Source organism: Pseudonocardia sp. 73-21 (assembly GCF_001899645.1).
Classification (GTDB): Bacteria; Actinomycetota; Actinomycetes; order Mycobacteriales; family Pseudonocardiaceae; genus Pseudonocardia.
On record NZ_MKVV01000061.1, the window covers coordinates 26,691 to 51,500 of the forward strand.

Here is a 24,810-nt window from a genome sequence, read left to right on the forward strand (position 1 = left end):
GTAGCGCGGAGCGGCTCGCGGGCGTCAGCCGAAGGCGGGGATGCCGGTGATGGCCCGGCCCATGATCAGGGTGTGGACCTCGTCGGTGCCCTCGTAGGTGCGCACGGCCTCGAGGTTGTTCGCGTGGCGCATCGGGGCGTGGTCCAGCGTGATGCCGTTGCCGCCCATGACCGTCCGGGCCTGGCGGCAGATGTCGATGGCCTCGCGCACGTTGTTCAGCTTGCCGAACGAGATCTGCTCCGGGCTCAGCGTCCCGGCGTCCTTGAGCCGGCCGGTGTGCAGCGCCACGAGCACGCCCTTCTGGATCTCCAGCACCATGTCCACGAGCTTCTGCTGGGTGAGCTGGAAGCCCGCGATCGGCCGGTCGAACTGGCGGCGCTCCTGCGCATAGGCGAGGGCGGCCTCGTAGGAGTCGCGGGCGGCACCCATGGCGCCCCACATGATCCCGTAGCGGGCTTCGTCGAGGCAGGTGAACGGGCCCTTCAGCCCGGCGACCTCGGGCAGCACGGCGTCGGCGGGCACCCGCACCCCGTCGAGCGCGATGTCGCACTGGATCGACGCCCGCATCCCGAGCTTGCCCGTGATCGGGGTGGCGGTGAAGCCGGGCGTGCTGGTGGGGACGAGGAAGCCACGGACCCGGTCCTCCGCCTTCGCCCAGATCACGGCCACGTCGGCGATGGAGGCCAGCCCGATCCAGCGCTTCGCGCCGTCGATCACCCACCCGTCACCGTCACGGACGGCGGTGGTCGTCATACGCGCGGGGTCGCTGCCGGCCCCGGGCTCGGTGAGGCCGAAGCAGCCGACCAGCTCACCCGCGGCCATGCCCGGCAGCCACTGCTGCTTCTGCTCCTCCGAGCCGAAGGCGTGGATCGCCTTCATCGCCAGCGAGCCCTGCACGCTGACGAACGTACGCAGCCCGGAGTCGCCCGCCCCCAGCTCCATCGCGGCGAGCCCGTACTCGACGGCGCTGCGGCCGGCGCACCCGTAGCCGGTCAGGTGCATGCCCAGCAGGCCCAGCGCGCCCAGATCCTTGACGATCTCGCGCGGGAAGTGCGCGGCCCCGTACCACCCGGCGATGTCCGGCCGGATCCGCTCGTCGACGAACGCGCGGACACGATCGCGCACGGCGAGCTCGTCGGCGGACAGGAGGCTGTCGAGGTCCAGGTAGTCGCGCGGATTCACGAGGGCGGGCTACCCGCTTCCGGCGACGGCCAAGCCTCAGTGGTCGGGGCGCAGCGGGCTCTTCTCACCGGCCTCGACCGCCACGTCCAGGGTGTTCCCCTCGGGCGGCAGCGGGCAGGTGGCGTAGTCGGTGAACGCGCACGGCAGGTTCGTCAGCCGGTTGAGGTCCACGATGACGCAGCCGTCGTCCGTGGGGTCCCCGGTGCGCACGGAACGCCCGCCCGGGTAGGTGGAGTGGCCGTTGGTGGCGTCGCGGAAGTGCAGGTTCAGCCCGCCCTGCTTGCCCGGCATCGCGACGAGCGCGCGCTCCTCGCCGTCGAGCTCGAAGCGGACGACGCCGACGGCGGTGAGGTGGTGCTCCAGGCCGTCCACCACGGCGCCCACCGTGATCGGCTGCGGCTCGGGGTAGGGCTGGAAGCGCCCGTCGAGCACCCAGCGCTCGTCCACCGGGAACGTCGGCACGCCCGCGAACGCGGTGCGCGTGACCGCCTCGGGGTCGCGGACGCGCAGCGCGTGGGTGTCGGTGCGGCGCACGACCTCCACGACCTTGTCGCCCACCTCGACGAGCGTGCCGGGCAGCCCGTCGACGGGGTGCAGCGTGACGCTGCCGTCGACGAGCCGGGGCTCGCGGACGGTGCGCACGGACAGGCCGTCCGCGGCGGCGGCGGTGATCACGGCGCCGTCCGGGGTGGCGCTCCACAGGCCCGGCAGGCCCTCGACGGCGGACGGCTCGGGCGTGAGCCACTGCAGGTTCGTCAGGCTCAGCCAGCCGTGCGGGGCCCGCAGCTCGTCCTCACGCGCGGCGTGCCAGGCGGCCCAGGAGGTGTGCAGGTCCGAGATCGTGCTCGTCATGTCTGCTCCAACGTCCGTGAGGGTGGGATTCATGCCGCCCACCGCCGTGCGGCTCCAGGCGTACCGCCGGGCCGATGCTGCCGATCGCGTCCCCCTCACCGGCCTGCAGGCTGTCCGCCCGCACACCCGACTCGGGCACCCGCCCTGGCGCTCCCCCTGGTGCCGCGGCGTCGTCGAGCCAGGGTTCCCCCCGCGCTCCTGATGATCAGTCGAACAACGCTACGTACGGAATGCCGTGCGTTCAACCGTTCGGGGAGAATTGTGTTCCGCGCCGCCCCGGGTTGACAGAACGGTTGACCTTCGCGCATTCTCGATCGCGTGTGCGCACCGGAGTTCAGTTGTCGACGTCATGTCGACCTGCTCCGTGTCTGCTCGGCTGCCTGTCGCTGACCAGCACGTTCTCCTGAGCCCGGCAAATGTCCGCTCATTTCTTCTGACTTTCCCAGGAAAGGCATCACTGTGCCCGAAACCCTTGCCCACGAGCCGCTGAAATTCGCGTACTGGGTGCCCAACGTCAGCGGCGGGCTCGTCACCAGCACCATCGAGCAGCGCACCGACTGGGGCTACGACTACAACAAGGAGCTCGCCCGGACAGCCGAGAACAACGGCTTCGACTACGCCCTGAGCCAGGTCCGCTACATGGCGAGCTACGGCGCCGACCATCAGCACGAGTCCACGAGCTTCTCACTCGCGCTGCTGCTGGCCACCGAGCGGCTCAAGGTCATCGCGGCCGTGCACCCCGGCCTCTGGCAGCCGGCCGTGCTCGCCAAGTGGGTCGCCACCGCCGACCACCTGTCCCAGGGCCGCATCGCCGTCAACGTCGTGAGCGGCTGGCTGAAGGCCGAGTTCGCCGCGCTGGGCGAGCCGTGGCTCGAGCACGACGAGCGCTACCGCCGCAGCGCCGAGTTCATCCAGGTGCTCCGCGAGATCTGGACACCGGAGAACCCCGAGGTCGGCGCGAACTTCAACGGCGACTTCTACCGGATCCACGACTACGATCTGAAGCCCAAGCCCGTCGACGTCCCGGGCCGGGCGCACCCGGAGATCTTCCAGGGCGGCAACTCCAGCGCGGCCCGCGCCAACGGCGGCCGGGTCTCGGACTGGTACTTCTCCAACGGCAAGGACTACGACGGCTTCTCCGAGCAGGTCACCGAGGTGCTCCAGCACGCGAGGGACGCCGGCCGGGCCACCCCGCCGAGGTTCGGCCTCAACGGCTTCATGATCGCCCGCGACACCGAGAAGGAGGCCCGCGAGACCCTGCGCGAGATCATCGCCAAGGCCAACAAGCCGGCCGTCGAGGGCTTCCGCGACGCTGTGCAGCAGGCCGGGGCCTCCACGGGCAACAAGCAGGGCATGTGGGCGGACTCCTCGTTCGAGGACCTCGTCCAGTACAACGACGGCTTCCGCACCCGGCTGATCGGCACGCCGGAGCAGATCGCCGACCGCGCCATCGAGTACAAGCGCCGCGGCGCCGACCTGCTGCTCCTGGGCTACCTGCACTTCCAGGAGGAGGTCGAGCACTTCGGCAAGGCCGTGCTGCCGATCATCCGGGAGAAGGAGGCGGAGCTCTCCGAGCGCGAGCCCGCCCTGGTCTGAGAGCTGCCGCTGGCGCGGCCCGTGCGCGGATAACAGTGTTCCCGCCCTGATATCCGCGCACGACCGTGCGACGAAGGAGCGCAGGTTGTACCCGAAGTCCTTCACGCGGCGACGTCACGTCGACCTCGCACGCGCGGTGACCACCGCCTGTCGGTGACCCGGTCGGTCCCATCCGGGCCCGCACGCCCACGCGTGCGAGGCCCCTGTCGTCCTGCCCGGAACACACCGAGAGGTACCAGACGTGACCACGCTCGAGAACCGCCCCACCGCCGCCCCCGACCGGGCGGCCCACGATTTCTCGGCCCAGCCCACCCCCGACTCCCCCGAGACCTGGCTGGCCCGGGCCCGCGAGGTGCGCGAGATCCTCGCCTCCGACGCCGCCGCCCGCGACAAGGCCGCGGAGACCCCGTTCGCCGAGGTCGCCCTGCTCAAGGACTCCGGCCTCGTCACGCTGCTCGGCCCGACCGCCGAGGGCGGCGCCGGGCAGGAGTGGCCGCTCGCCTACCGGGTGGTCCGCGAGATCGCCGCGGGTGACGGCTCCATCGGCCAGCTGCTCGGCTACCACTACCTGTGGTTCTGGGCCGCCCGGCTCGTCGGCACGAAGGAGCAGATCGCGGCCGTCGAGGCCGACGCGACCCGCAACAGGTGGTTCTTCGGCGGCGCGGTCAACCCGCGCGACGCCGACGTCCAGATCCGCGACGAGGGAGACCACATCGTCTACTCCGGACGCAAGACGTTCTCCACCGGCAGCAAGGTCTCCGACGTGACCGTGCTGGAGGGGGTCCTCACCGGGACCGACACGCACATCTTCGCGATCGTCCCCAGCGACCAGCCGGGCATCACGTTCCACGACGACTGGGACACCATCGGCCAGCGGCTCACCGAGAGCGGCAGCGTCACGATCGCCGATGTGCAGGTGCCGTGGGAGGCGGCGGCGGGCTTCGCCGACAGGACGTTCCAGCCGCGCGTCTACAACACCCTCAACGTGCCCACCATCCAGCTGGTGTTCGTCGGCTTCTACCTGGGCATCGCGCGCGGCGCCCTGGAGACCGCCGCCGAGTACACCCGCACGCAGACCCGCCCGTGGCTGCACGGCGGGCAGGAGCGGGCCGTCGACGAGCCCTACCAGCTCGACCTCTACGGCGACCTCGCGTCCAAGCTGTGGGCCGTCGAGGCACTGGCCGACCAGGTCGCCGCGGAGGGTCTCGCGATCCACCGCGACGCCTGGAACGTGACCGAGCAGCAGCGCGGTGAGCACGAGGTGCGCGTCGCCGCGGTGAAGGCCCGGGCCACCGACGTCTCGCTGGAGATCACCAGCAGCATCTTCGAGGGCCTCGGCGCGCGGGCCACCGCGGCCGCGCTCGGGTTCGACCGCTTCTGGCGCAACGTCCGCACGCACACGCTGCACGACCCGGTGGCCTACAAGCGCCGCGAGGTCGGGGCGTTCCTGCTGCGCGACGAGCTGCCCGAGCCCACCTGGTACTCCTGATCCGACCGACACGAGACCGGCCCCCGTCACGCCGTCCGGCGGGGGCCGTGTCGGTCGGTAGCACCCTGGGCAAGGAGCCGAAGCCCACGAACGCGACGGCCGCGACCAGCGAGATCCACCCCGTGGGCAGGCCCGCACCGAGGCCGTGGCCGCCGCCGACGGGGATCAGGCGCACCACGGCCGCGGCGAAGGTCGGCGCCACGAGCTCGGACCTGTCGCCCAGCTCGGGGACGAACACCACCGCGGTGCTGACGGCGAGCGCCAGGCGGCCGGGCAGCGCCGGGGGCGCCAGTGTGTCGACCGGGACGCCTGCGGGCTACTCCCCTTCGCAGGTGTGACGTTCCCCGAGGGGGTGGCCGTGACCCGCGTCCGGACCTAACGTCGTGGCCACGCTCACACCGAGGAGACCTGATGCCCGAAGCCGTCATCGTCGACGCCGTCCGCACCCCGATCGGCAAGCGGAAGGGGTCGCTGGCCGAGATCCACGCCGCCGACCTGTCGGCCGCCGTGCTGCAGGCGCTCGTGGCCCGCACCGGCATCGATCCCTCGCTCGTCGACGACGTGCTGTGGGGCTGCGTCAACCAGGTCGGTGACCAGGCCGCGCAGATCGGCCGCTACGCCGTGCTGGCCGCGGGCTGGCCCGAGTCGGTGGCCGGCGTGACCATCAACCGCGCCTGCGGCTCGAGCCAGAGCTCGTTCGACTTCGCCGCGGGCATGGTGCTCGGCGGGCAGTACGACCTCGTCGTCGCGGGCGGCGTCGAGACCATGACGCGCGTGCCCCTCGGCGCGGGCCGCGACCTCGGCAGCCCCTACGGCCCACTGGTGCGCGAGCGCTACAAGGCCGACCTGACCAGCGGCGAGTTCCCCGGCGAGAGCTTCAACCAGGGCATCGGCGCCGAGCGCATCGCGAAGCAGTGGGGCTTCTCGCGCCGCGACCTCGACGAGTACTCGGCGCGCTCGCACGAGCGGGCCGCGGCCGCCATCGACCGCGGCGACTTCGACGGGCAGCTCGCGCCCGTACCCGGCGCGCCCGGCTTCACCGCCGACGAGGGCCTGCGCCGCGGTACCACCGCCGACACCCTGGCGAAGCTCAAGCCGTCGTTCACCGAGGACGGCGTGATCCACGCGGGCAACGCCTCCCAGATCTCCGACGGCGCGTCGGCCGTGCTCATCGCCACGCCGGAGCGGGCCGCCGAGCTGGGCCTCACCCCGATCGCGCGCTACCACTCGGGCGCGGTCGCCGGTGACGACCCGCTCAAGATGCTGACCGGCCCCATCCCGGCCACGGCGAAGGTCCTCAAGCGCTCCGGCCTGTCGGTCGACGACATCGGCGCGTTCGAGGTGAACGAGGCGTTCGCCCCGGTCCCGATGGCGTGGAACGCCGAGTTCGGTGCCGACGAGGACCGCCTCAACCCGCTCGGCGGGGCTATCGCGGTCGGCCACCCGCTGGGCGCGTCGGGCACCATCCTCATGACGCGCCTGGTGCACCACATGCGCAACCACGACATCCGCTACGGCCTGCAGACGATGTGCGAGGGCGGCGGCACGGCGAACGCGACGATCATCGAGCTGCTGCGCTGAGAGGTCGTCGCCGCGCCCGTCCCCGATGGCAGCTCACCGGCCAAGGATCACGGCCACCTTCGGGGCCCACTCCGCCTCGGTCACGGCGGCGACCCGCACCGCAGCACCCGCGGCCGTCGCGTCGGCGTCCGGGGCAGTGTGACGCGGTGCCCGGCAACGCGATTCGGATGTGACGCCCGCCGGCCCGCGATGCGGCGGGCCGGGGATGGGCGCACGCTCGCAGGCATGTCCCAGTCCACCGGCCCGGGGCGTGCGCTCGTGCTCACGCTGGCCGTCGTCACGGGCGCGGCGGTCGCCAACATCTACTACGCCCAGCCGCTGCTGGCCGCCATCGCCGGTGACTTCACGACCAGCACGGGCACCGCCGCCCTGCTCGTCACGGCGTCGCAGCTCGGGTACGCGGCGGCGCTGGCCCTGCTGGTGCCGCTCGGCGACCTCCTGGAGCGACGGCGGCTGGTGACGGTGCTGCTCGTCGTCACCGCGATCGGGCTGGTCGCGGCCGCGGTCGCGCCGACGTTCCCCGCGCTCGTGGCCGCGATCTTCGCCGTCGGGGTGAGCTCGGCCGTCGCGCAGATCGTGGTGCCGCTCGCCGCCTCGCTCGCACCCGACGCCACGCGCGGCCGTGTCGTCGGCACCGTGATGAGCGGGCTGCTCATCGGTATCCTCGTCGCCCGCACGGTGGCGGGCGGGCTGGCCGAGCTGGGCGGGTGGCGGCTGGTCTACGGCCTGGCCGCGGCCGTGATGCTGGTGCTCGCCGTGGTGGTGCGGCTGCGGCTGCCCCGGGTCGAGCCGGAGCAGTCGATCTCCTACGGCGCGCTGCTCGGCTCGGTGGTCGCGATCGTGCGGACCGAGGCCGTGCTGCGCCAGCGGATGGTGCTCGGCGCGCTCGGGATGGGCGGGTTCACGATCCTGTGGACGGCCCTGACGTTCCTGCTCTCGGGCCCGGACTACCGCTTCGGGGAGGCCACGATCGGGCTCTTCGGGCTCGCGGGGCTGGCCGGGGCCGCGGCGGCACCCGTCGCCGGTCGGCTCGCCGACCGGGGCCGCGGCGGCCGGACGGTCACCGGCGCGTTCGTGGTGCTGGTGGTCAGCTGGGGGCTGCTGGCCGCCGGCGCGGTGTCGCTGGTGGCGCTCGTGGCCGGGATCGTGCTGCTCGACCTCGCCCAGCAGACCCTGCAGATCAGCCACCAGAGCGCCATCTACGCCCGCTCCCCGGGCGCCCGCAGCCGCGTGACCACGGCCTTCATCGTCTCGGCTTTCCTCGGCGGTGCGGCGGCGTCGGCGGCCACGTCCGCGGTCTACCCGATGGCCGGCTGGTTCGGCGTCTCCGTCCTCGGTGGGGCCGTCGCCGTGGCCGGGCTGCTGTTCTGGCTGGTCAGCGAGTACCGGATGCGGCGAGCTGACGGCAAACCGCGACCCGATTCCCAGGTCCCGCTCAGCAACCTCCCAGACTCCGGGGGCAGGCTCTAGGACATGAGCGACGAGCAGAGGGAGCAGGGCCGGGACGCAGACGCTCCGGCTGACGGCTCCCGCACCGACCAGCACCCCGTTCCGTCCGCGCCCGAGGGCAACCCGGACGCCGCCGCCCCGACGCCGACCCCGGCCGAGGGCACCGCGTCCGGGACGGCGACCTCCCAGACGCCCTCCTCGCAGACCCCGGCGACCCAGACCCCGGCGAGCCCCGTCCCGGCGGGAGCACCGGCCGGGCAGGGTTACGCCGCGCCGGGCCAGGCCTACGGCGCCGGGCACGGCCAGCCCTACGCCGGCCAGCCCTACGGCCAGCAGCCGTACGCGGGCCGGCCCTACGGCGGTCAGCAGCCCGGCCAGGCCCACGGCGACCGTCCCACCAGCTCCTACGCGGCATCGTCCTGGGCCCCTCCGCGCGCGGAGGGCGAGGCCGAGCGCTCCACGACCGACACCTCGCAGTTCCCGAGCGTCGGGGACAAGCCCGGCGAGACGCCCTCCGGCTCGGGGTGGCCCTACGGCCAGCACGCCGCGCAGCAGGGCGGCACCGCCGTCGCGGAGAAGCCCCGCAGGTCCCGCACGATGACCGGCATCGTGGCCGCGGCCCTGATCGCGGGCGTCGTGGGCGGCGGGCTCGGCTTCGGCGGGGCCTACGCCCTCCTCGACCGGGGATCGGGCACCACGCTGACGCAGTCGCCCGCGTCGTCGGCGTCCAACGCCGCCAACATCGTGCCCGGCTCGGTCGCCGCGGCCGCGGCGAAGGCGATGCCCAGCACCGTCGACATCCAGGTCGCGCTGGCCCAGGGCACCGCCGAGGGCAGTGGTGTCATCCTCACCGCCGACGGCGACGTGCTCACCAACAACCACGTCGTCGCGGGCGCCACCGGCGCGATCACCGTGACGCTGGCCGACGGCAGCGAGCACCAGGCCACTGTGCTGGGCACCTCCCCCAGCTACGACCTCGCGGTGATCAAGCTGCAGGGCGTCTCCGGTCTCACGCCGGCCGTGCTGGGCGAGAGCTCCAGCGTGCAGGTCGGGCAGCAGGTGGTGGCGATCGGTTCCCCGCAGGGGCTCACCGGCACGGTCACCACCGGCATCGTCAGCGCGTTCAACCGCACCGTCTCGGTGCAGAGCGAGAACGGCGGCCCCGGCGTCGTCTACAACGGGCTGCAGACCGACGCGCCGATCAACCAGGGCAACTCCGGCGGCCCGCTCGTCAACCTCGACGGCCAGGTCATCGGCATCAACTCCGCGATCGCGACGGGCAGCTCGCAGAGCACGGGCAGCATCGGCCTGGGCTTCGCGATCCCCGTGGACCAGGCCAAGCGGGTGGCCCAGGAGATCATCAAGACCGGCAGCGCCACCAAGCCGGTGCTGGGGGTCACCGGCCGCAGCGGCGGCCAGACCGCCCAGGGCGGCGGCGCCACCATCACCACGGTGCAGCCCGGTTCGCCCGCGGCCGGCGCCGGGCTCGCGGCGGGCGACGTCGTCACGAAGGTGGGCGACGCGAAGGTCGAGAACTTCTCCGACCTGGTCGCCCGCATCGGGTCCTACGCCCCCGGCCAGCAGGTGACGCTCACCGTCACCAGCGGCGGCGCGTCGAAGACCGTGCAGGTCACGCTGGGCAGCCAGACCGACAAGGCGGCCAGCACCGGCACCGGCGGGGAGAACGCCAACCCGTTCGGCGGCGGCAGCGGGAACGGGGGCGGCAGCAACCCGTTCGGCAACCTCAACCCCTTCGGCGGCGGCGGCAACTGACCCGCACATCCTGACACCGGAACCGGCTGGGCGGCCCCTCCTGCGCCCGGCCGGTTCCCTGCGCGCTCAGTCCTCCAGCCATGCCCGGATCTCGTCGCCGTCCGCACCCAGGGCCGGCGGCGGGCGCCGGTAGGACGGCGGCGTGGCGGAGTACGTCACGGGGCTGCGGACGCTCGGCGCGCCACCCGGGCTCACCACCGGTTCCAGGCCGAGCCGGTCGGCCAGCGCGATCCCCTGCTCGACGGTGTTGATCGGCCCGCACGGCACTCCCGCGGCGGTCAGGATGTCGAACCACTCCTGCGCCGAGCGGGTGGCGAGGCGTTCCAGCAGCAGCACGCGCAGCGCGTCGCGGTGGGTGTTGCGCTCCCCCATCGAGCCGAAACGCGGGTCCTCCAGGAGCTCGGGCGCCTCGAGCGCGCCGACGAGCCGCCGCCACTGGTTGTCGTTGGCGGCGATGACGATCAGGTCACCGTCGCCGGTGGGGAGCGGCTCGTAGGGGAACAGGCTGGCGTGCGCGTTGCCCATCCGTCTCGGCACGACGTCGGCGGCGAGGTAGGCCGAGGTGTGGTTGACCAGCCCCGACAGCGCCGCCGAGAGCAGGTTCGTCTCCACCCGCTGGCCCTCCCCGGTGCGTTCGCGGTGGTGCAGGGCGGCGAGGATCGCGATCGCCGCGTGCAGGCCGGTGGTCACGTCGAACAGCGCGACGCCGGCCTTGGTCGGGCCGCCGTCGGGCTCGCCGGTGACGCTCATCAGCCCGGACACGGCCTGGGCCAGCAGGTCGTAGCCGGGCAGCGCGGCGCCGCCGGCCGTCCCGAACCCGCTGATCGAGCAGTAGACGACGCCCGGGTTGGTGGCCGCGACCGAGGCGTGGTCCAGCCCGAACCGGACGAGCCCGCCCGGCTTGAAGTTCTCGATCATGACGTCGGCGCGGGCGGCGAGCCGGTGCGCGACGTCGAGGTCCCCCGGGTCGGCGAGGTCCAGCACGATCGAGCGCTTGTTGCGGTTGATCGACAGGTAGTACGTGGCCGTCCCGTCGTCGGAGACCGGCGGGGTCCAGGTGCGGGTGTCGTCGCCGGTCGGCGGGCCCTCCACCTTGATCACGGTGGCGCCGAGGTCGGCGAGCAGCATGGTGGCGTAGGGGCCGGCGAGGATGCGGGAGAAGTCGGCGACGACCACTCCCGCGAGCGGTCCGGTGGCGGGCGCATCGTCATCGATCACCTGCCGATCAGAACACAGCGGGCCGCCGCCGGGTCCGCAGCACGGTCAGCGTCACCACCGCCGACGCCGCCACGGCCACTGCGCCGATCCCGAACACCAGTGGTGGCCGACGACGAGGGCCGGCTGCGCCGGTGCGCCCGCGGCCAGCAGTGCCACCGTGCGGCCGGCACCGCGGTGCCGAGCGCCCCGCCCACCTGCTGGCTCGTGGTGGCCGGGCCCGAGACCAGCCCGGCGTCGGCCGGCGTCGCCTCCGACACGGTGGTCGTCGTGACCGCGGGCAGCGCGCGCCCGGCCCCGATCCCGAGGACGATCAGCGCGGGCAGGATGTCCACGAAGCAGCCGCCCGTCGGAGTGCGGATGAGCCGGTGATGGCCCGCGACCGGACGCGGATGACAGTCAGGACTGTCTGTTCGGGGTTAGGCTCCGGAGCATGTCCGACGAGGTGCTGACCGAGCGCGACGGCGCGGTCCTGGTGATCACGATGAACCGCCCGCAGGCGCGCAACGCCGTCAACGGCGCGCTCGCCCACGCGGTGGCCGCGGCGCTGGACGAGCTCGACGAGGACCCGACGCTCGCGGTGGGCGTGCTCACCGGGGCCGGCGGCTCGTTCTGCTCCGGGATGGACCTCAAGGCCTTCCTGACCGGCGACATCCCGTCGGTGGAGGGTCGGGGCCTGGCCGGCATCACGCTGACCCCGCCGGCCAAGCCGATGATCGCCGCGGTGGAGGGCTACGCGCTCGCGGGCGGCTGCGAGATCGCCCTGGCCTGCGATCTGATCGTCGCCTCCCGGGAGGCCAAGTTCGGCCTGCCGGAGACCAAGCGCTCGCTGGTGGCCGGCGCCGGCGGGCTGTTCCGGCTGCCCCAGCGCATCCCGCGCGCCATCGCGATGGAGTACGCCCTGACCGGCGACTTCTTCGGCGCCGAGGACGCCCACACCTGGGGCCTGGTCAACCACCTCACCGACCCCGGCGAGGCCCTCGTCGGGGCGCTGGAGCTGGCCCGGAAGATCACCGCGAACGGCCCGCTGGCCATCCGCGCCACGAAGCAGATCGTGGCCGAGGGGGCCGACTGGCCCGCCGACGAGCGTTGGCAGCGCCAGGAAGCGATCATGCGACCCGTCATGACCAGCAAGGACGCCCGCGAGGGTGCCACCGCGTTCGCGGAGAAGCGCGCCCCCGTCTGGACCGGCGAGTAGACCCCCCACCCTTTCTCGAATCCTGGAGACGTCGCATGCCCCTCGCCATCACCGACGACCACAAGTCCCTCGCCGAGGTGGCCCGGTCCTTCCTCACCGGCCAGCGCGTGGCCGCCCGCGGTCTGCTCGACCAGGCCGACGAGCCGCTGCCCGCGTACTGGAAGGAGCTCGCGTCGCTGGGCTGGCTCGGGCTCGCCGTGCCCGAGGAGTTCGGCGGCGAGGGCGCCGGCCTCGGTGAGCTGGCCGTGGTGCTGGAGGAGCTGGGCCGCGTGGTCGCGCCCGGCCCGTTCCTGCCGACGGTGCTGGCCTCGGCGATCCTCGTCGAGGCGGGCAGCGCCGAGCTGAAGGCGTCGCTGCTGCCCGGGCTCGTCGACGGCTCGAAGGTCGGCGCGGTCGGGCTCGCGGCCGTCGAGCAGAACGGGCGGGTCACCGACGAGCTGGTGCTCGGCGGCGGGCTCGCCGACGTCGTGCTGCTGGTCGTGGGCGACGACGTCGTCGTGGTCGACGCGGCCACCACGGAGCGTCAGATCCCGAAGGACGGCCTGGACCCCACGCGACGGTCGGCGAAGGTCAGCGCCGGGCCGGAACTGGGGCGGATCCCGGGCGGCGCCGCCGTCGCGCGCCGGCTCGCCCGGGTGCTGGCCGCGGCGGAGGCCGCCGGCAGCGCCTACGCGTGCCTCGACATGGCCGTCGCCTACGCCAAGGAGCGCTCGCAGTTCGGGCGCACGATCGGCACGTTCCAGGCCGTCAAGCACCACTGCGCCAACCTCCTCGTCGACGCCGAGCTCGCCGTCGCGGCGGCCTGGGACGCCGCCCGCGCCGAGCCCGGCACGCCCGGGGCCGAGCTGGCGGCGGCCATCGCGGCCGTCCGGTCGGTGCCCGCCGCCGTCCGGGCCGCGGAGCTGAACATCCAGCTGCACGGCGGCATCGGCTTCACCTGGGAGCACGACGCCCACCTGTACCTGCGCCGGGCCATCACGCTGGCCGCGTACGTGGCGCGCACGGGCGTCGCCGAGCACGAGGTGGCCACGCTCGTCGGCGGCGGCGTCAAGCGCTCCCCCGACCTCGATCTGCCGCCCGAGGCCGAGGAGTACCGCTCCGCCGTGCGCGCGTTCGTCGCGTCGCTGGAGGGCAAGGACGCCCAGGCCGTCCGTACCGCGATGGCGGAGTCGGGCTACCTCGTGCCCCACTGGCCCGCTCCGTGGGGCCGCGACGCCTCCGCCGCCGAGCAGCTCGTCATCGAGCAGGAGTTCGCGGGCCTCGACGTGCCGTCGCTGGGCATCACGGCCTGGAACATCCAGACGATCGTGCAGCACGGCACCCCCGAGCAGATCGAGCGCTGGACCGGGCCCGCGCTGCGCGGCGAGACCGAGTGGTGCCAGCTGTTCTCCGAGCCCGGCGCCGGCTCCGATGCGGCCGCGATCTCCACGCGCGGCGTCCGGGTCGACGGGGGCTGGCGGGTCACCGGCCAGAAGGTGTGGACCACCCGCGCCCACCTGTCCGACTGGGGTTTCGCCACCGTCCGCACCGACTCGTCGGGGGCGAAGCACGCGGGCATCACGATGATGGCGATCGACCTGAGGACGCCCGGCGTCGACGTCCGGCCGCTGCGTCAGCTCAGCGGCGACTCGATGTTCAACGAGGTCTTCCTCGACGACGTGTTCGTGCCCGACGAGTGCGTGGTGGGCGAGGTCGGCCAGGGCTGGCGGGTCGCGCGGGCCACGCTGGGCAACGAGCGCGTCTCCATCGGCGGCGGCGCCGCGGGCGTCCTGCCGCTGCGCGCCTGGCACCTGCTGCCGTTGGCCGCGGCGTCGCCCGACCCGCAGGCGGCACACCGCGACGTCGGCACCCTGATCGCCGACGAGCTGACCACCCGGCTGCTCCTGCTGCGCCAGGCCGCCCGGGCCGTCGGCGGGACCGAGCCGGGCCCGGAGGGCAACCTCTCGAAGCTGTTCTCCAGCGAGCACGGCCAGCGCGTCGCGGAGCTGGGGGTGAAGCTCGCCGGGGCCGCCGCGGTGATGGGCGGGAACGAGCTGGTCATGCGCACCTATCTCTACGGGCGCAGCATGACCATTGCGGGCGGAACGTCGGAAATCGCCCGCAACCAGGTGGCCGAGCGCCTTCTGGGCCTTCCGCGCGATCCCCTGATCAGCAAATAGGACACGGCGGGAGGAATGTTCCCGCAGGTCACGACCATAAATGTGATCGCAACAATCAGCCACCCTTTCGGCGGACGTTAACGAACTCCTGACGGCGCAACATGTCCGGAACTGGCCCCACCAGCCACATCGGAGGCGCACCGTGACGGACGTTTCAGACAAGTCGGCAGGCACGGGATCAAGCGGATTGAAACGCGACATCGGTTTCATGTCGCTGATGTTCATATCGCTCGGATCCATCATCGGATCGGGCTGGCTGCTCGGTGCCCTCACCGCGGCCCAGGTGGCGGGAGGCGCGTCGGTCCTGTCGTGGATCCTCGCCGGGGTCATCCTCATCCTGCTCGCGCTCGTGCACGCGGAGCTGGGGGCGACCTACCCGCTGGCCGGCGGCACCGCCCGCTGGCCGCGGCTGGCCTTCGGCTCGATCGCCGGGTTCACGGCGGGCTGGGTGGCGTGGCTGCAGGCCGTGACGATCGCGCCGATCGAGGTGGAGGCGGCGCTGTCCTACATGGACCACATCTTCCCCGGCCTGGTCGACACGAACGGGTCGCTCACCAACCTGGGTCTGGTCTACGCCGTCGTCCTCATGCTGGTGTTCACGCTGCTCAACGTGGCGGGCGTCAAGTGGCTGGCGGAGTCGAACAAGATCGCGGTGATCTGGAAGACCGCCGTGCCCGTCCTCACCGTCATCGTGCTGGTGTTCATCTCGTTCCACGGCAGCAACTTCACCGCGGGCGGCAGCTTCGCCCCCTACGGCGCGCACGGCGTCTTCGCGGCGCTCCCACTCGGCGTGGTGTTCGCCCTGCAGGGGTTCGAGCAGGCGGTGCAGATGGCCGGGGAGGCCAAGGAACCGCAGAAGAACATCCCGCGCGCGGTGATCAGCGCGGTGATCGTGGGGACGCTGATCTACCTGGCGCTCGAGGTCGCGTTCATCGGTGCCCTCAACCCGGCCGACATCCTGAACGGCTGGGACAACCCCGTCGGCAAGGGCGACTTCGGCCCCTACGCCACCCTGGCCACGTCGCTCGGCCTCGGCTGGCTCGCCGTGATCCTCTACGTCGACGCGTTCATCTCCCCCGCCGGCACGGGCCTGGTCTACGTCGGCACGTCGGCGCGGCTGTCCTACGCGCTCGGCCACGCCGGCTACGTGCCCAAGGGCATCGCGAAGATCTCCACCCGTGGTGTGCCGTGGACGTCGGTGCTGCTGGCGTTCGTCGTCGGGCTGATCTGCTTCCTGCCGTTCCCGAGCTGGCAGAGCCTCGTCGGGATCGTCACCTCGGCCACGGTGATCATGTACGGGTTCGCGCCCATCACGCTGATCGCCCTGCGCCGCGTCGACCCCGACCGGCCGCGGCCCTACAAGCTGCCCGCCGCCGAGGTGATGGCCCCGCTGGCGTTCGTCTTCGCCAACGAGATCATCTACTGGGCGTCGTGGACGGCCGTGTCGAAGCTGCTGCTCGCGATCCTCGCCGGGTTCGTGATCTTCGGGCTGTCGTACGCGTTCCACAAGCCGCTGGAGCGCCCGCCGTTCGACCTCGCGTCGCTCGGCTGGATGCTGCCGTGGTTCATCGGGCTCGGCGTGATCTCCTACCTGGGCCAGTACGACGGACTGAAGGTCATTCCGGACTGGTGGGACCTGCTCGTCGTCGCGGTGTTCAGCGTGGCGGTGTTCTTCCTGGGCGTGCGCATGGCCCTGCCCACGGCCCGGGTCGCCGCGGCCGCCCGCAGGGAGCAGGAGGAGGCCGACGCCGAGGAGGCCCTGCTGGGGTGATCCGTCTCATCTAGGGTGGCCACCAACCCGAGCTGAGCGATGGAGTCGACGATGACCAATCTTGCGGCCAACCTGGTGGCCACCGCGGCGGAGCACGGCGACCGTCCCGCCGTCCGCCTCGACGACCACGTCCTGACCTACAGCGATCTCCTCGCCGCCGCGGCCGCGGTGGCGGGGACGCTGGTGGAGAAGGGCATCAAGCCGGGTGACCGCGTGGGGCTCGTCCTGCCCAACGTGCCCGCGTACCCGATCCTGTTCTACGGCTCGCTGCTGGCCGGCGCCACCGTCGTCCCGATGAACCCGCTGCTCAAGGCCCGCGAGGTGCAGTACTACCTCAAGGACTCGGGCATGTCGCTGGTGTTCGGCTGGGACGGCGGTGGCGACGCCGTGCCCGAGGGTGCCAAGGCGGAGGGCGTCGAGTCCGTGGTCGTCGGGGCGATGGGGCCCGGCGAGTCGTCCGGCACGCCGGTCACCGAGCCCGTCGAGCGCGACGACTCCGACACGGCGGTGATCCTCTACACCTCCGGCACCACCGGGCAGCCCAAGGGCGCCGAGCTCACCCACCACAACCTGGCGAGCAACGCGGCCGTCACCGTCGAGGCGCTGATCCAGATCACGCCCGAGGACGTGATCATGGGCTGCCTGCCGCTGTTCCACGTGTTCGGCCTGACCTGCGGGCTCAACGCCTCGGTCCGCAACGGCTCCTGCCTCACGCTGATCCCCCGCTTCGACCCCGGCAAGGCGCTGTCGGTGGTGGCGCGCGACAAGGTCACGGTGTTCGAGGGCGTCCCGACGATGTACGCGGGGATGCTGCACCACGCCGACGCCGACGGCGCCGACATGTCCACGCTGCGCACCTGCATCTCCGGTGGCTCCGCGATGCCGGTGGAGATCATGAAGGCGTTCGAGGAGAAGTTCGGCTGTGTGATCCTCGAGGGCTACGGACTCTCGGAGACCTCGCCCGTCGCCTCGTTCAACCAGCCCGGCATGGAGCGCAAGCCCGGCACCATCGGCGTCGAGGTGCCCGGCTGCGAGATGAAGGTCGTCGACGACGACGGCAACGAGGTGGCCAACGGCGAACCCGGCGAGATCGCCATCCGCGGCGAGAACGTCATGAAGGGCTACTGGGGCCGCCCCGAGGCCACGGCCGAGGCCATCCCGGACGGCTGGTTCCGCACCGGTGACGTGGCCACCAAGGACGACGAGGGCTACTACACGATCGTCGACCGCAAGAAGGACCTCATCATCCGCGGCGGCTACAACGTCTACCCGCGCGAGATCGAGGAGGCCCTCTACGAGCACCCGGCCGTAGCGGAGGCCGCGGTGATCGGCATCAAGGACGCGAGCCTCGGCGAGGAGATCGGCGCCGCCGTCGCGTTCAAGGACGGGCAGTCGGCGGAGCCCGAGGAGCTCTCGGCGTTCGTCAAGGAGCGGGTGGCGGCCTACAAGTACCCGCGTCACGTGTGGGTGGTGGACCAGTTGCCCAAGGGCCCGACCGGCAAGATCCTCCGCCGCGAGGTGCAGGCGCCGGAGGGAACCGGCGCCTGACGCCGTCCCGTGCGCGGAAATCAGTGCCAGAGCACCGATTTCCGCGCACGACCTCAGCTCAGCAACATCTGCGCGGTCAGCTCCGGGGCGGTGATCATCGCGTCGTGGCCGGTGGCGAGCTCGCGGCGCTCCCAGCCCTCGCGCGCGACGATCGCCTCGGCCGCGTCCACCGGCGTGTAGACCGGGTCGGTGCAGCGGACGTAGGTCGTCGGCACGCCGTTGCCCAGTGGCGCCCGCAACCCGAACGGCTCGGTGTAGGTGCGCAGCGGGTGCGGGGTGAGGCGGCGCTGCAGCCAGGCCAGGTCGGAGGGGTCGCTCACGCCGAAGTTGGTGGCCGGGGGCGGTGGATAGGTCGGCCCGCCGGCCGCCTGCGCCGTCCGTTCCCGGGCCGCTTCCGGTGGCAGCCCGGCGAACCCCGGCTGCCCCGGGTCGACCAGCACCCCGTCGAGGATCACGAGACGGGCCAGCCGCTCCGGCACGCGGTCGGCCACCCCGAGCGCCACCAGCGCGCCGAAGCTGTGCCCGACCAGCACCACGTCGGTCAGCTCCTCGCACTCCAGCACCGCGACGACGTCCTGCACGACCGTGGCCGGGCCGACGTCGGCGGTGAGCAGGTGGGCGCGCTCGCCGAAGCCCGTGAGCGTCGGGGTGAAGACGTCGTGGCCGGCGGCGCGCAGCAGCGGGGCCACGCGCGACCAGCACCAGCCGCCGTGGCAGGCCCCGTGGACGAGGACGAAGGTCATCGCAGGACCGTACTGTCCCGGGCCATGGGTTGGTTGCTCCTCGCCGGCGCGATCGGCGCCGAGATCACGGGGACGCTCGCTGGCCGCGGAGTTCCGGTGGAGGCCGGCCGCGGTCGTGACCGTCGGCTACCTCGAGCGCGGCGACGGCGAGCACCACGAGGATGCGGCCCGCCGGGATCAGCCGCCCGACCACCACCAGCTGCGAGCCGCGCGCGGCCGTCACGGGGGCCCCGGCCCGATCTTCCCAGTCCCCCTGCCCCACCCCGCGAGTCGGCGGTTCCACGTGCGCGAGTCGGCGGTGTGGTGCGACCCGGGACCGGAATCCCGACGCACCCACAACCCGACTCGGACGCACGCAGAGCCCGACTCGCGCACGCAGGGACGCCGACTCGCGCGCACGGAGAGCCCGACTCGCGGACACGGAGACCCCGACTCGCGAGAGGGGTCAGCCGAAGCGGACCGGCTGCTGTGTGGACTCCAGCACCGCCATCCACAGGTCGCCGTGCGGGTCGACCTGGTTGCGCCGGCTCACCGCCACCCCCATCGGGATGTGGACGAAACGGCGCCGCCAGCGGCCCACCACCATCTCCGTGCGCCCGGACATCGCCGCGTGCACGGCCGCCTGCGACAACCGCACGCAGTACACCGAGTCGTACGGGTTCGCCGGCACGCTGCGGATGGCGTAGCTGGGGTCGATGTAGCGGATCGACGTCTCGACGCCGGCGTCGGAGAAGTGGTCGCCGATGCGGCGGCGCAGGTACGGGCCGATGTCCTGGAGCTTGGCGTTGCCGGAGGCGTCGCGGGCGCCATGATCGTCAACTGTGTGGCCGAGCAGGTCCTGCCCCGCCCCCTCCGCCACGACGACGACGGCGTGCCCGCGGTCCTCGACGCGGCGCCGCAGGTGGGCCAACAACCCCTGCTCGCCGTCGAGGCCGAAGGGGACCTCGGGGATGAGCACCACGTCGGCGCCCGAGCGCGCGAGCGCGGCGTAGCAGGCGATGAAACCGGAGTGCCGGCCCATGAGCTTGACCAGCCCGATCCCGTTCGCGGTGGACTGCGCCTCGACCTGCGCCGCGCGGATCGCGTCGCTCGCGATGCTGAACGCGGTCTGGAAGCCGAAGCTCTGGTCGATGTAGGGGATGTCGTTGTCGATGGTCTTCGGGATGCCGACGACCGAGATCATCAGCCCCCGCTCGGCGACGGTGGCCGCGATCTTCATGGCGCCGCGCATCGAGCCGTCACCTCCGATCACGAACAGCACGTTGATGTGCAGCTGCTCCAGGCAGTCGACGATCACGTCGGGGTCCTGCGGGCCGCGCGAGGTACCGAGCACCGTGCCGCCGTCGGTGGCGATGTCGCGGACCGCCTCGGGCGTGAGCTCGACGACGTCGTGGCCGTAGTCGGCCACGAAGCCCTGGTAGCCGTTGCGGATGCCGACCACCCGGCGCACGCGGTAGTGGTAGGTCAGCGTGCGCACCAGCCCGGCGATCACGTCGTTGAGGCCGGGACACAGCCCGCCGCAGGTGACGATGGCCGCGCGGGTCTTGGACGGGTCGAAGAAGATCTTGCGACGGGGCCCGCAGGGCTCGAAGCCGGGCAGGTCGGCGAGCTGCACGCCGCGTGAGCTCATCCCCGCGACGGTGTCGTCGAGCAGCACGCGGTCGTGCTCGTCGACGTAGTGCTCGGTGGTGCGCCGCGCGTCGAGGAGCGGGGCCATCGGTGACGTGATCCGCGACGGGCCGAGGGTGGGGATCGTCAGGTCGGGCGTGTCCTGGACGCGGGGCAGCGCGACGACGTTGTCGTCGTGGGCGTGCTCGTCCCCGAACGCGGTGGTCACAGCGGCGCTCCTGCAGCGGTTCAGGCCGGCGGGCCGCGCCGCGACGGTGGGGACCGCGGCCCTCTTGACCGTTTCAGTGTCCCCGATCGCCCTCCGTCGGGCTAGAGGGACCCCAGAACGCGCGCGACGGAGATCTCGATCACCACCCGCTCGGGGTTCACGCGGGGCTGCCGGTACCGCTCGGCGTAGCGGCGGACGGCCTCGGCCACCGCGTCGGGGTCCTTGTTCACGACCGCCGGGCCCTCCAGCGTGGACCAGCGCCGACCGTCCACCTGGGACACGACGGCGAGACCCCCGCGCTCGGCGTTGAGCGCCTTCTGCGTGCCACCAGTGCAGATGACGCGGGCCAGCGCGGCCTCCACGTCGAGCGTGACGCCGACGGGCACGACGTGCGGCGTGCCGTCACGGCGCAGGGTGACCAGCGTGCACAGGTGCCGCTCGGTCCAGAACAGCCGGAACTCCGGCGACGCATCCACCTGATCAACCTACCCGCGGACGACCCGGACGAACTTGCCATTGATAACGAATCCGTGGTCACCTGATCGGGTGGCCACCCCCGCATCCCGTCCTGCGCTCGTCGTCGCCGTGCTCGCCACGTGCGGGCTCGTCGTCTCCCTGATGCAGACGCTGGTGGTGCCGTTGCTCCCGCAGTTCCCCCGGCTGCTCGACGCGTCGCCGGCCACGGTGGCCTGGCTCGTCACCGCCACGCTCGTGGCCGGCGCGGTGTGCGCGCCCGTGCTGGGCCGACTCGGGGACATGTTCGGCAAGCGCCGGATGCTGCTCGTCGCCATCGGGCTGGTGACGGTGGGCTCGGCGCTCGGAGCCGCCGCCCCCGACATCGGCACGCTGATCGTGGCCCGGGCGCTGCAGGGCGCGTCGCTCGGCGTGGTGCCGCTGGGGATCAGCATCATGCGCGACCTGCTCCCGCCGGGCCGGGTGGGCAGCGGCATCGCCCTGATGAGCACGTCGCTGGGCATCGGCGGCGCGGTCGGGCTGCCGATCACCGGGCTGGTGGCGCAGCACGCGAGCTGGCGGTGGCTGTTCGTCGGGGCCACGGTGCTGGGCGCGTTGCTGTTCACGCTGGTGGCGCGGGTCGTGAGCGAGTCGCCGGAGCGCTCCGGCGGGCATTTCGACCTACCGGGCGCGTTCGGGCTGGCCGTCGCGCTGGTGGCGCTGCTGCTGGCGATCTCGAAGGGCGGCGAGTGGGGCTGGGGCGGCCCGCGGGTGCTCGGCCTGCTCGCGTTCTCGGCGGTCGCGTTCATGCTGTGGGGCCGCCTGGAGCTGCGGGCCCGCAGCCCGCTCGTCGACCTGCGCGTCACGGCCCGCCCCGCCGTGCTGTGGACGAATGTGGCGTCGATCCTCATCGGCTTCGGCATGTTCGCCGGGTTCCTCGTGACCACCCAGATCCTGCAGGCCCCGGTCGCGGCCGGCTACGGCTTCGGGCTCTCGCTCGTCGCCGCCGGCCTGGTGCTGCTGCCCAACGGCGGGGCGATGGCGGTGTTCTCACCGCTGTCGGCGCGGCTGTCGGCGCGCTTCAGCGCCCGCACCACGCTCGTGGTCGGCGCGACCGTGCTCGCCCTCGGCAACGTCGGACTGGCCCTCCTGCCGCCGTCGATCCCGCTGGTGATGGTGGCGTCCGGCGTCACGGCGGTCGGGGCGGCACTGGCCTACTCGGCGCTGCCGCTGCTGATCATGGCGGCGGTGCCGCCGACCGAGACGGCCGCGGCCAACAGCCTCAACACGCTGATGCGGATGCTGGGCACGTCGAGCTGCAGCGCGGTGGCGGCGGCCGTGGCCACCGGCCTGACCACGGTGGTGGCCGGCCAGACCCTCCCCGCCGCGGCCGCCTACACGACGGTTTTCCTGGCGGCGGCGGGCGCGTCGCTGGTGGCGGCGGTGATCGCGGTGCTGACGCCCCGCTGCGCGGCCCCGACGGCCCCGGCCCCCGGGCGTCAGCGGATGATCAGGCAGCTGCTCGTCGCGTGGGCGCAGAGGCGCCCGGTACCGTCCCAGAGCCTCGCCTCCGCCAGCGCCGTTCTTCCCCCGAGGTGCACCACCAGCCCCTCGCAGCGCACCTCGCCCGACTCCGCGCTGAGGGCACGCAGGAACTTCACGGACAGGTCGAGGCTCGTGTAGCGGACGCCCGCGGGCAGGGCCGAGTGCACGGCGCAGCCCGTGGCGGAGTCGAGCAGGGTGGCGAAGACGCCGCCGTGCACGGAGCCGATCGGGTTGAAGTGGAACTCGGCGGGCTCCATCCCGAACACCACCCGCCCCTCCTCCACCTCGTGCACGGTGAACCCGAGCGTGGTGGCGATCGGCGGCGCCGGGATCTCCCCGTTCATGACGCGCTTCCAGAACGTCAGCCCGTCGGTCCCCGCGGCGGCTCCCGCCGTCAGCATGGGGTCCTGCCAGGTGTGGGTGCGCTCGCGGACGGTCAACGGATCTCCTCCAGAGGTGCGGGGACGGGGGCGGGCCGGGCCCGGACGGCACCGATGACGAGCCCGCACACGGCCGTGGCGAGCGCGGTGCCGACCATGGCGAACCAGGCGGTCCGGAACGCGCCGGGCCCGCCCGCGTCGAGGCCGGAGAGCAGGACGGCGATGCCGAACACCGCCCCGATCTGACGGGCACAGGTGCCGACGGCGCTGCCGGTGGCGAACCGGGCGGGTGGCAGCTGCGCGACGGCGGCGGTGCCCAGCCCGGAGAACACGAGCCCCACCCCCGTGCCGGTGAGCAGCGTCGCGGGCAGGAACGCTGTCAGGTAGGCGGGGTCGGGGCCGATGCGCGTGGCGAACAGCAGGCAGCCGAGGGCGAACACCAGCGCACCCGGGACGATCGACGCTCGGGCGCCGAACCGGTCCGACAGGCGGCCGCCGACCGTCGAGAACACCGCGGCCATCAGCGGGCCGGGCGTCACCGCGAGGCCGGCGAGCAGCACGTCGTAGTGCCAGGAGCGGGTCAGGAACAGGATGTTCGACAACAGCAGCGCGTAGAAGCCCGCGGAGAACACGAGGTAGCCGACCACCGAGCCGGTGAACGCGCGCAGCCGGAACAGCGCGGGCTCAACGAGGGGGTTGACCACCCGCGCGCTGCGCACCCCGAACGCGACGAGCAGCGCGGCTCCGGCCAGCAGCGGCAGGAGCGTACCGGGCCCGGTCCAGGTGTCCTCCCCGTTGACGATGCCGAGCGACAGCAGCGCCACGCCGGCCCCGAGCAGGCCGACGCTGAGCAGGTCGGGCAGCGACGAGCGCTCGTCGCGGGTCTCGGTGAGCAGCCGGACGCCCGCCACGAGCGTCACGACCACCACCGGGATGTTCACGAGGAACACCGCCCGCCAGCCGAACGCGTCGACGAGCACGCCGCCCAGGGCGGGCCCGGTGGCCGCCGCGACGCCGCCCATCGCCCCCCACGTGCCGACGGCGACGCCGCGCCGCTCGGGCGGGAACACCGGCAGCAGCAGCGCCAGCGACGACGGCGCGAGCAGCGCGGCGGCCACGGCCTGCAGCACCCGGGCGGCCACGAGCCAGCCCGCGGCGGGGGCGACCGCGCAGGCCAGGGATGCGACGCCGAACAGGCCCAGCGCCGCGAGGAACACGCGGCGGCGGCCCAGCAGGTCCGCGAGCCGTCCCGCCGGGATGAGCAGCGCCGCGAACACCACGTTGTAGGCGGTGAACACCCACGACAGCCCGGCCAGCGACGCCGTGGGGAACGACGTCGTGATGGCCGGGAACGCGATGTTGACGATCGTGACGTCGAGGAACGCCAGGAAGGCCGCGAGCGACGACACCGCGAGCACGAGCCCGGGCCGAACCTGCTGAGTTCTCATAAGAAACGCAGCGTAGAGCGTCTGGGTTTCAGAATGCAACCCAGTGCTACCCTGGTCCCATGGACTGGAAGGAGCTCGACAGCACCCGCTGCTCCGTGGCTCGCACGGCGACGGTCGTCGGCGACAGCTGGACGGTGCTGGTCCTGCGCGATCTCTTCAACGGCATCCACCGCTTCGACGAGCTGGCCACCCACCTCGGCGTGGCCCGCAACGTGCTCACGCGGCGGCTCACCAGCCTCATCGACGAGGGCATCGTCGACCGGGTGCCCTACCAGGAGCCCGGCCGTCGCGAACGGCACGAGTACCGGCTCACCCGCGCCGGCCGCGAGCTGCGCCCGGTGATCGTCGCGATGCTGGAGTGGGGCGACGCCCACCGCGCCGGGCCCGACGGCCCGCCGATGCGCGTCGAGCACCGGGAGTGCGGCACGCCCGTGCACGTGGAGCTGCGCTGCGCCGAGGGCCACCTGATCGAGGACACCACCCGGCTGCGGTCCGTGCCCGGACCCGGGGCGCGCCGCGCGGGCTGACCAGGTCGGATCGCCCGACGGGGTACTTTCTGCGACAGAACGGCTACCCAGCGGGACTGTTTCC

Annotated in this window: 20 protein-coding genes and 1 pseudogene; 12 read left to right on the plus strand and 9 right to left on the minus strand. The window is 72.8% G+C overall.

Going from position 1 to position 24,810, the window contains the following annotated elements:
- Nucleotides 1–24: 24 nt before the first annotated feature.
- A complete protein-coding gene (locus BGP03_RS19960) occupies nt 25–1,182 on the minus strand; it encodes an acyl-CoA dehydrogenase family protein (protein ID WP_298797397.1) in 1,158 nt (385 codons plus the stop codon).
- A gap of 36 nt (nt 1,183–1,218) precedes the next feature.
- Nucleotides 1,219–2,034, minus strand: coding sequence for a DUF1684 domain-containing protein (locus tag BGP03_RS19965; protein ID WP_298797399.1), 816 nt, complete (start codon nt 2,032–2,034; stop codon nt 1,219–1,221).
- 459 nt (nt 2,035–2,493) lie between these two features.
- Between BGP03_RS19965 and sfnG the strand changes: the two genes are divergently transcribed.
- From sfnG to BGP03_RS19990, 5 genes are all read left to right on the plus strand, one after another.
- Nucleotides 2,494–3,630 carry a dimethylsulfone monooxygenase SfnG gene (gene sfnG / locus BGP03_RS19970; protein WP_298797401.1) on the plus strand — a complete coding sequence of 379 codons (1,137 nt, stop codon included), beginning with the start codon at nt 2,494–2,496 and terminating at the stop codon, nt 3,628–3,630.
- A gap of 334 nt (nt 3,631–3,964) precedes the next feature.
- Entirely contained in the window at nt 3,965–5,119 is a 1,155-nt protein-coding gene (locus tag BGP03_RS19975) for an acyl-CoA dehydrogenase family protein (RefSeq protein ID WP_296373845.1), read from the plus strand.
- 411 nt (nt 5,120–5,530) lie between these two features.
- On the plus strand, nt 5,531–6,700 hold the full coding sequence (locus BGP03_RS19980; RefSeq protein ID WP_296373682.1) for a thiolase family protein: 1,170 nt from the start codon (nt 5,531–5,533) through the stop codon (nt 6,698–6,700).
- A 225-nt stretch (nt 6,701–6,925) separates the two neighbouring features.
- Complete coding sequence (locus BGP03_RS19985) at nt 6,926–8,170, plus strand: MFS transporter (RefSeq protein WP_296373684.1); 1,245 nt, start codon at nt 6,926–6,928, stop codon at nt 8,168–8,170.
- A 3-nt stretch (nt 8,171–8,173) separates the two neighbouring features.
- On the plus strand, nt 8,174–9,922 hold the full coding sequence (locus BGP03_RS19990) for a trypsin-like peptidase domain-containing protein (RefSeq protein WP_298797404.1): 1,749 nt from the start codon (nt 8,174–8,176) through the stop codon (nt 9,920–9,922).
- Between the two features lie 66 nt (nt 9,923–9,988).
- Here the strand turns inward: BGP03_RS19990 and BGP03_RS19995 are convergent, their stop codons facing one another.
- The gene (locus BGP03_RS19995; RefSeq protein ID WP_298797433.1) at nt 9,989–11,137 is read right to left on the minus strand and encodes a CoA transferase; all 1,149 of its coding nucleotides are present in this window, start codon (nt 11,135–11,137) and stop codon (nt 9,989–9,991) included.
- Nucleotides 11,138–11,242: 105 nt separating this feature from the next.
- Here BGP03_RS19995 and BGP03_RS20000 point away from each other — a divergent pair, with 105 nt between their 5' ends.
- The 5 genes from BGP03_RS20000 (at nt 11,243) to BGP03_RS20020 (ending at nt 17,813) form a co-directional block, all read left to right on the plus strand.
- Entirely contained in the window at nt 11,243–11,509 is a 267-nt protein-coding gene (locus BGP03_RS20000) for a hypothetical protein (RefSeq protein ID WP_296373688.1), read from the plus strand.
- Nucleotides 11,510–11,570: 61 nt separating this feature from the next.
- Nucleotides 11,571–12,335 (plus strand): crotonase/enoyl-CoA hydratase family protein, encoded by a 765-nt coding sequence (locus BGP03_RS20005; RefSeq protein WP_296373690.1) that lies wholly within the window; start codon nt 11,571–11,573, stop codon nt 12,333–12,335.
- 35 nt (nt 12,336–12,370) lie between these two features.
- On the plus strand, nt 12,371–14,494 hold the full coding sequence (locus BGP03_RS20010) for an acyl-CoA dehydrogenase (RefSeq protein ID WP_296373692.1): 2,124 nt from the start codon (nt 12,371–12,373) through the stop codon (nt 14,492–14,494).
- A 208-nt stretch (nt 14,495–14,702) separates the two neighbouring features.
- A complete protein-coding gene (locus BGP03_RS20015; protein ID WP_299737024.1) occupies nt 14,703–16,265 on the plus strand; it encodes an APC family permease in 1,563 nt (520 codons plus the stop codon).
- A 51-nt stretch (nt 16,266–16,316) separates the two neighbouring features.
- Entirely contained in the window at nt 16,317–17,813 is a 1,497-nt protein-coding gene (locus BGP03_RS20020) for a long-chain fatty acid--CoA ligase (protein WP_298797409.1), read from the plus strand.
- Nucleotides 17,814–17,866: 53 nt separating this feature from the next.
- Here BGP03_RS20020 and BGP03_RS20025 read toward each other — a convergent pair whose 3' ends face one another.
- The 4 genes from BGP03_RS20025 to BGP03_RS20040 form a co-directional block, all read right to left on the minus strand.
- Nucleotides 17,867–18,556 (minus strand): alpha/beta hydrolase, encoded by a 690-nt coding sequence (locus BGP03_RS20025; RefSeq protein WP_296373695.1) that lies wholly within the window; start codon nt 18,554–18,556, stop codon nt 17,867–17,869.
- Nucleotides 18,557–18,620: 64 nt separating this feature from the next.
- Nucleotides 18,621–18,779: a hypothetical protein gene (locus tag BGP03_RS20030; RefSeq protein WP_298797412.1), complete on the minus strand. Its 159-nt coding sequence runs from the start codon at nt 18,777–18,779 to the stop codon at nt 18,621–18,623.
- Nucleotides 18,780–19,001: 222 nt separating this feature from the next.
- Nucleotides 19,002–20,315, minus strand: a complete 1,314-nt coding sequence (locus BGP03_RS20035; protein ID WP_296373851.1) for an ATP-dependent 6-phosphofructokinase — start codon at nt 20,313–20,315, stop codon at nt 19,002–19,004.
- Nucleotides 20,316–20,494: 179 nt separating this feature from the next.
- The gene (locus tag BGP03_RS20040; RefSeq protein WP_296373699.1) at nt 20,495–20,869 is read right to left on the minus strand and encodes a TIGR03618 family F420-dependent PPOX class oxidoreductase; all 375 of its coding nucleotides are present in this window, start codon (nt 20,867–20,869) and stop codon (nt 20,495–20,497) included.
- A 70-nt stretch (nt 20,870–20,939) separates the two neighbouring features.
- Between BGP03_RS20040 and BGP03_RS20045 the strand changes: the two genes are divergently transcribed.
- Nucleotides 20,940–22,529: an MFS transporter gene (locus BGP03_RS20045; protein ID WP_298797414.1), complete on the plus strand. Its 1,590-nt coding sequence runs from the start codon at nt 20,940–20,942 to the stop codon at nt 22,527–22,529.
- Here the strand turns inward: BGP03_RS20045 and BGP03_RS20050 are convergent.
- Both BGP03_RS20050 and BGP03_RS20055 read right to left on the minus strand, forming a co-directional pair.
- Nucleotides 22,418–22,792 (minus strand): annotated as a pseudogene (locus tag BGP03_RS20050) (PaaI family thioesterase); the annotation flags it as partial. The gene BGP03_RS20045 and the pseudogene BGP03_RS20050 sit on opposite strands and share 112 nt — an antisense overlap.
- A 35-nt stretch (nt 22,793–22,827) precedes the next feature.
- The gene (locus BGP03_RS20055) at nt 22,828–24,219 is read right to left on the minus strand and encodes a DHA2 family efflux MFS transporter permease subunit (protein ID WP_298797417.1); all 1,392 of its coding nucleotides are present in this window, start codon (nt 24,217–24,219) and stop codon (nt 22,828–22,830) included.
- A 59-nt stretch (nt 24,220–24,278) separates the two neighbouring features.
- On the opposite strand from BGP03_RS20055, the gene BGP03_RS20060 reads away from it, so the two are divergent.
- Nucleotides 24,279–24,746 carry a helix-turn-helix domain-containing protein gene (locus BGP03_RS20060; RefSeq protein WP_296373706.1) on the plus strand — a complete coding sequence of 156 codons (468 nt, stop codon included), beginning with the start codon at nt 24,279–24,281 and terminating at the stop codon, nt 24,744–24,746.
- Nucleotides 24,747–24,810 lie beyond the last annotated feature (64 nt).

What these genes read in the sequence shown, in the direction of transcription:
- BGP03_RS20015 (WP_299737024.1), top strand. Translation starts at nt 14,703, where the DNA reads ATGTCGCTGATGTTCATATCGCTCGGATCCATCATCGGATCGGGCTGG.
- BGP03_RS20010 (WP_296373692.1), top strand. Translation starts at nt 12,371, where the DNA reads ATGCCCCTCGCCATCACCGACGACCACAAGTCCCTCGCCGAGGTGGCC.
- BGP03_RS19980 (WP_296373682.1), top strand. Translation starts at nt 5,531, where the DNA reads ATGCCCGAAGCCGTCATCGTCGACGCCGTCCGCACCCCGATCGGCAAG.
- BGP03_RS20055 (WP_298797417.1), bottom strand. Translation starts at nt 24,219, where the DNA reads ATGAGAACTCAGCAGGTTCGGCCCGGGCTCGTGCTCGCGGTGTCGTCG.
- BGP03_RS19985 (WP_296373684.1), top strand. Translation starts at nt 6,926, where the DNA reads ATGTCCCAGTCCACCGGCCCGGGGCGTGCGCTCGTGCTCACGCTGGCC.
- BGP03_RS20020 (WP_298797409.1), top strand. Translation starts at nt 16,317, where the DNA reads ATGACCAATCTTGCGGCCAACCTGGTGGCCACCGCGGCGGAGCACGGC.
- BGP03_RS20025 (WP_296373695.1), bottom strand. Translation starts at nt 18,556, where the DNA reads ATGACCTTCGTCCTCGTCCACGGGGCCTGCCACGGCGGCTGGTGCTGG.
- BGP03_RS20005 (WP_296373690.1), top strand. Translation starts at nt 11,571, where the DNA reads ATGTCCGACGAGGTGCTGACCGAGCGCGACGGCGCGGTCCTGGTGATC.
- BGP03_RS19965 (WP_298797399.1), bottom strand. Translation starts at nt 2,034, where the DNA reads ATGACGAGCACGATCTCGGACCTGCACACCTCCTGGGCCGCCTGGCAC.
- BGP03_RS19990 (WP_298797404.1), top strand. Translation starts at nt 8,174, where the DNA reads ATGAGCGACGAGCAGAGGGAGCAGGGCCGGGACGCAGACGCTCCGGCT.
- BGP03_RS20060 (WP_296373706.1), top strand. Translation starts at nt 24,279, where the DNA reads ATGGACTGGAAGGAGCTCGACAGCACCCGCTGCTCCGTGGCTCGCACG.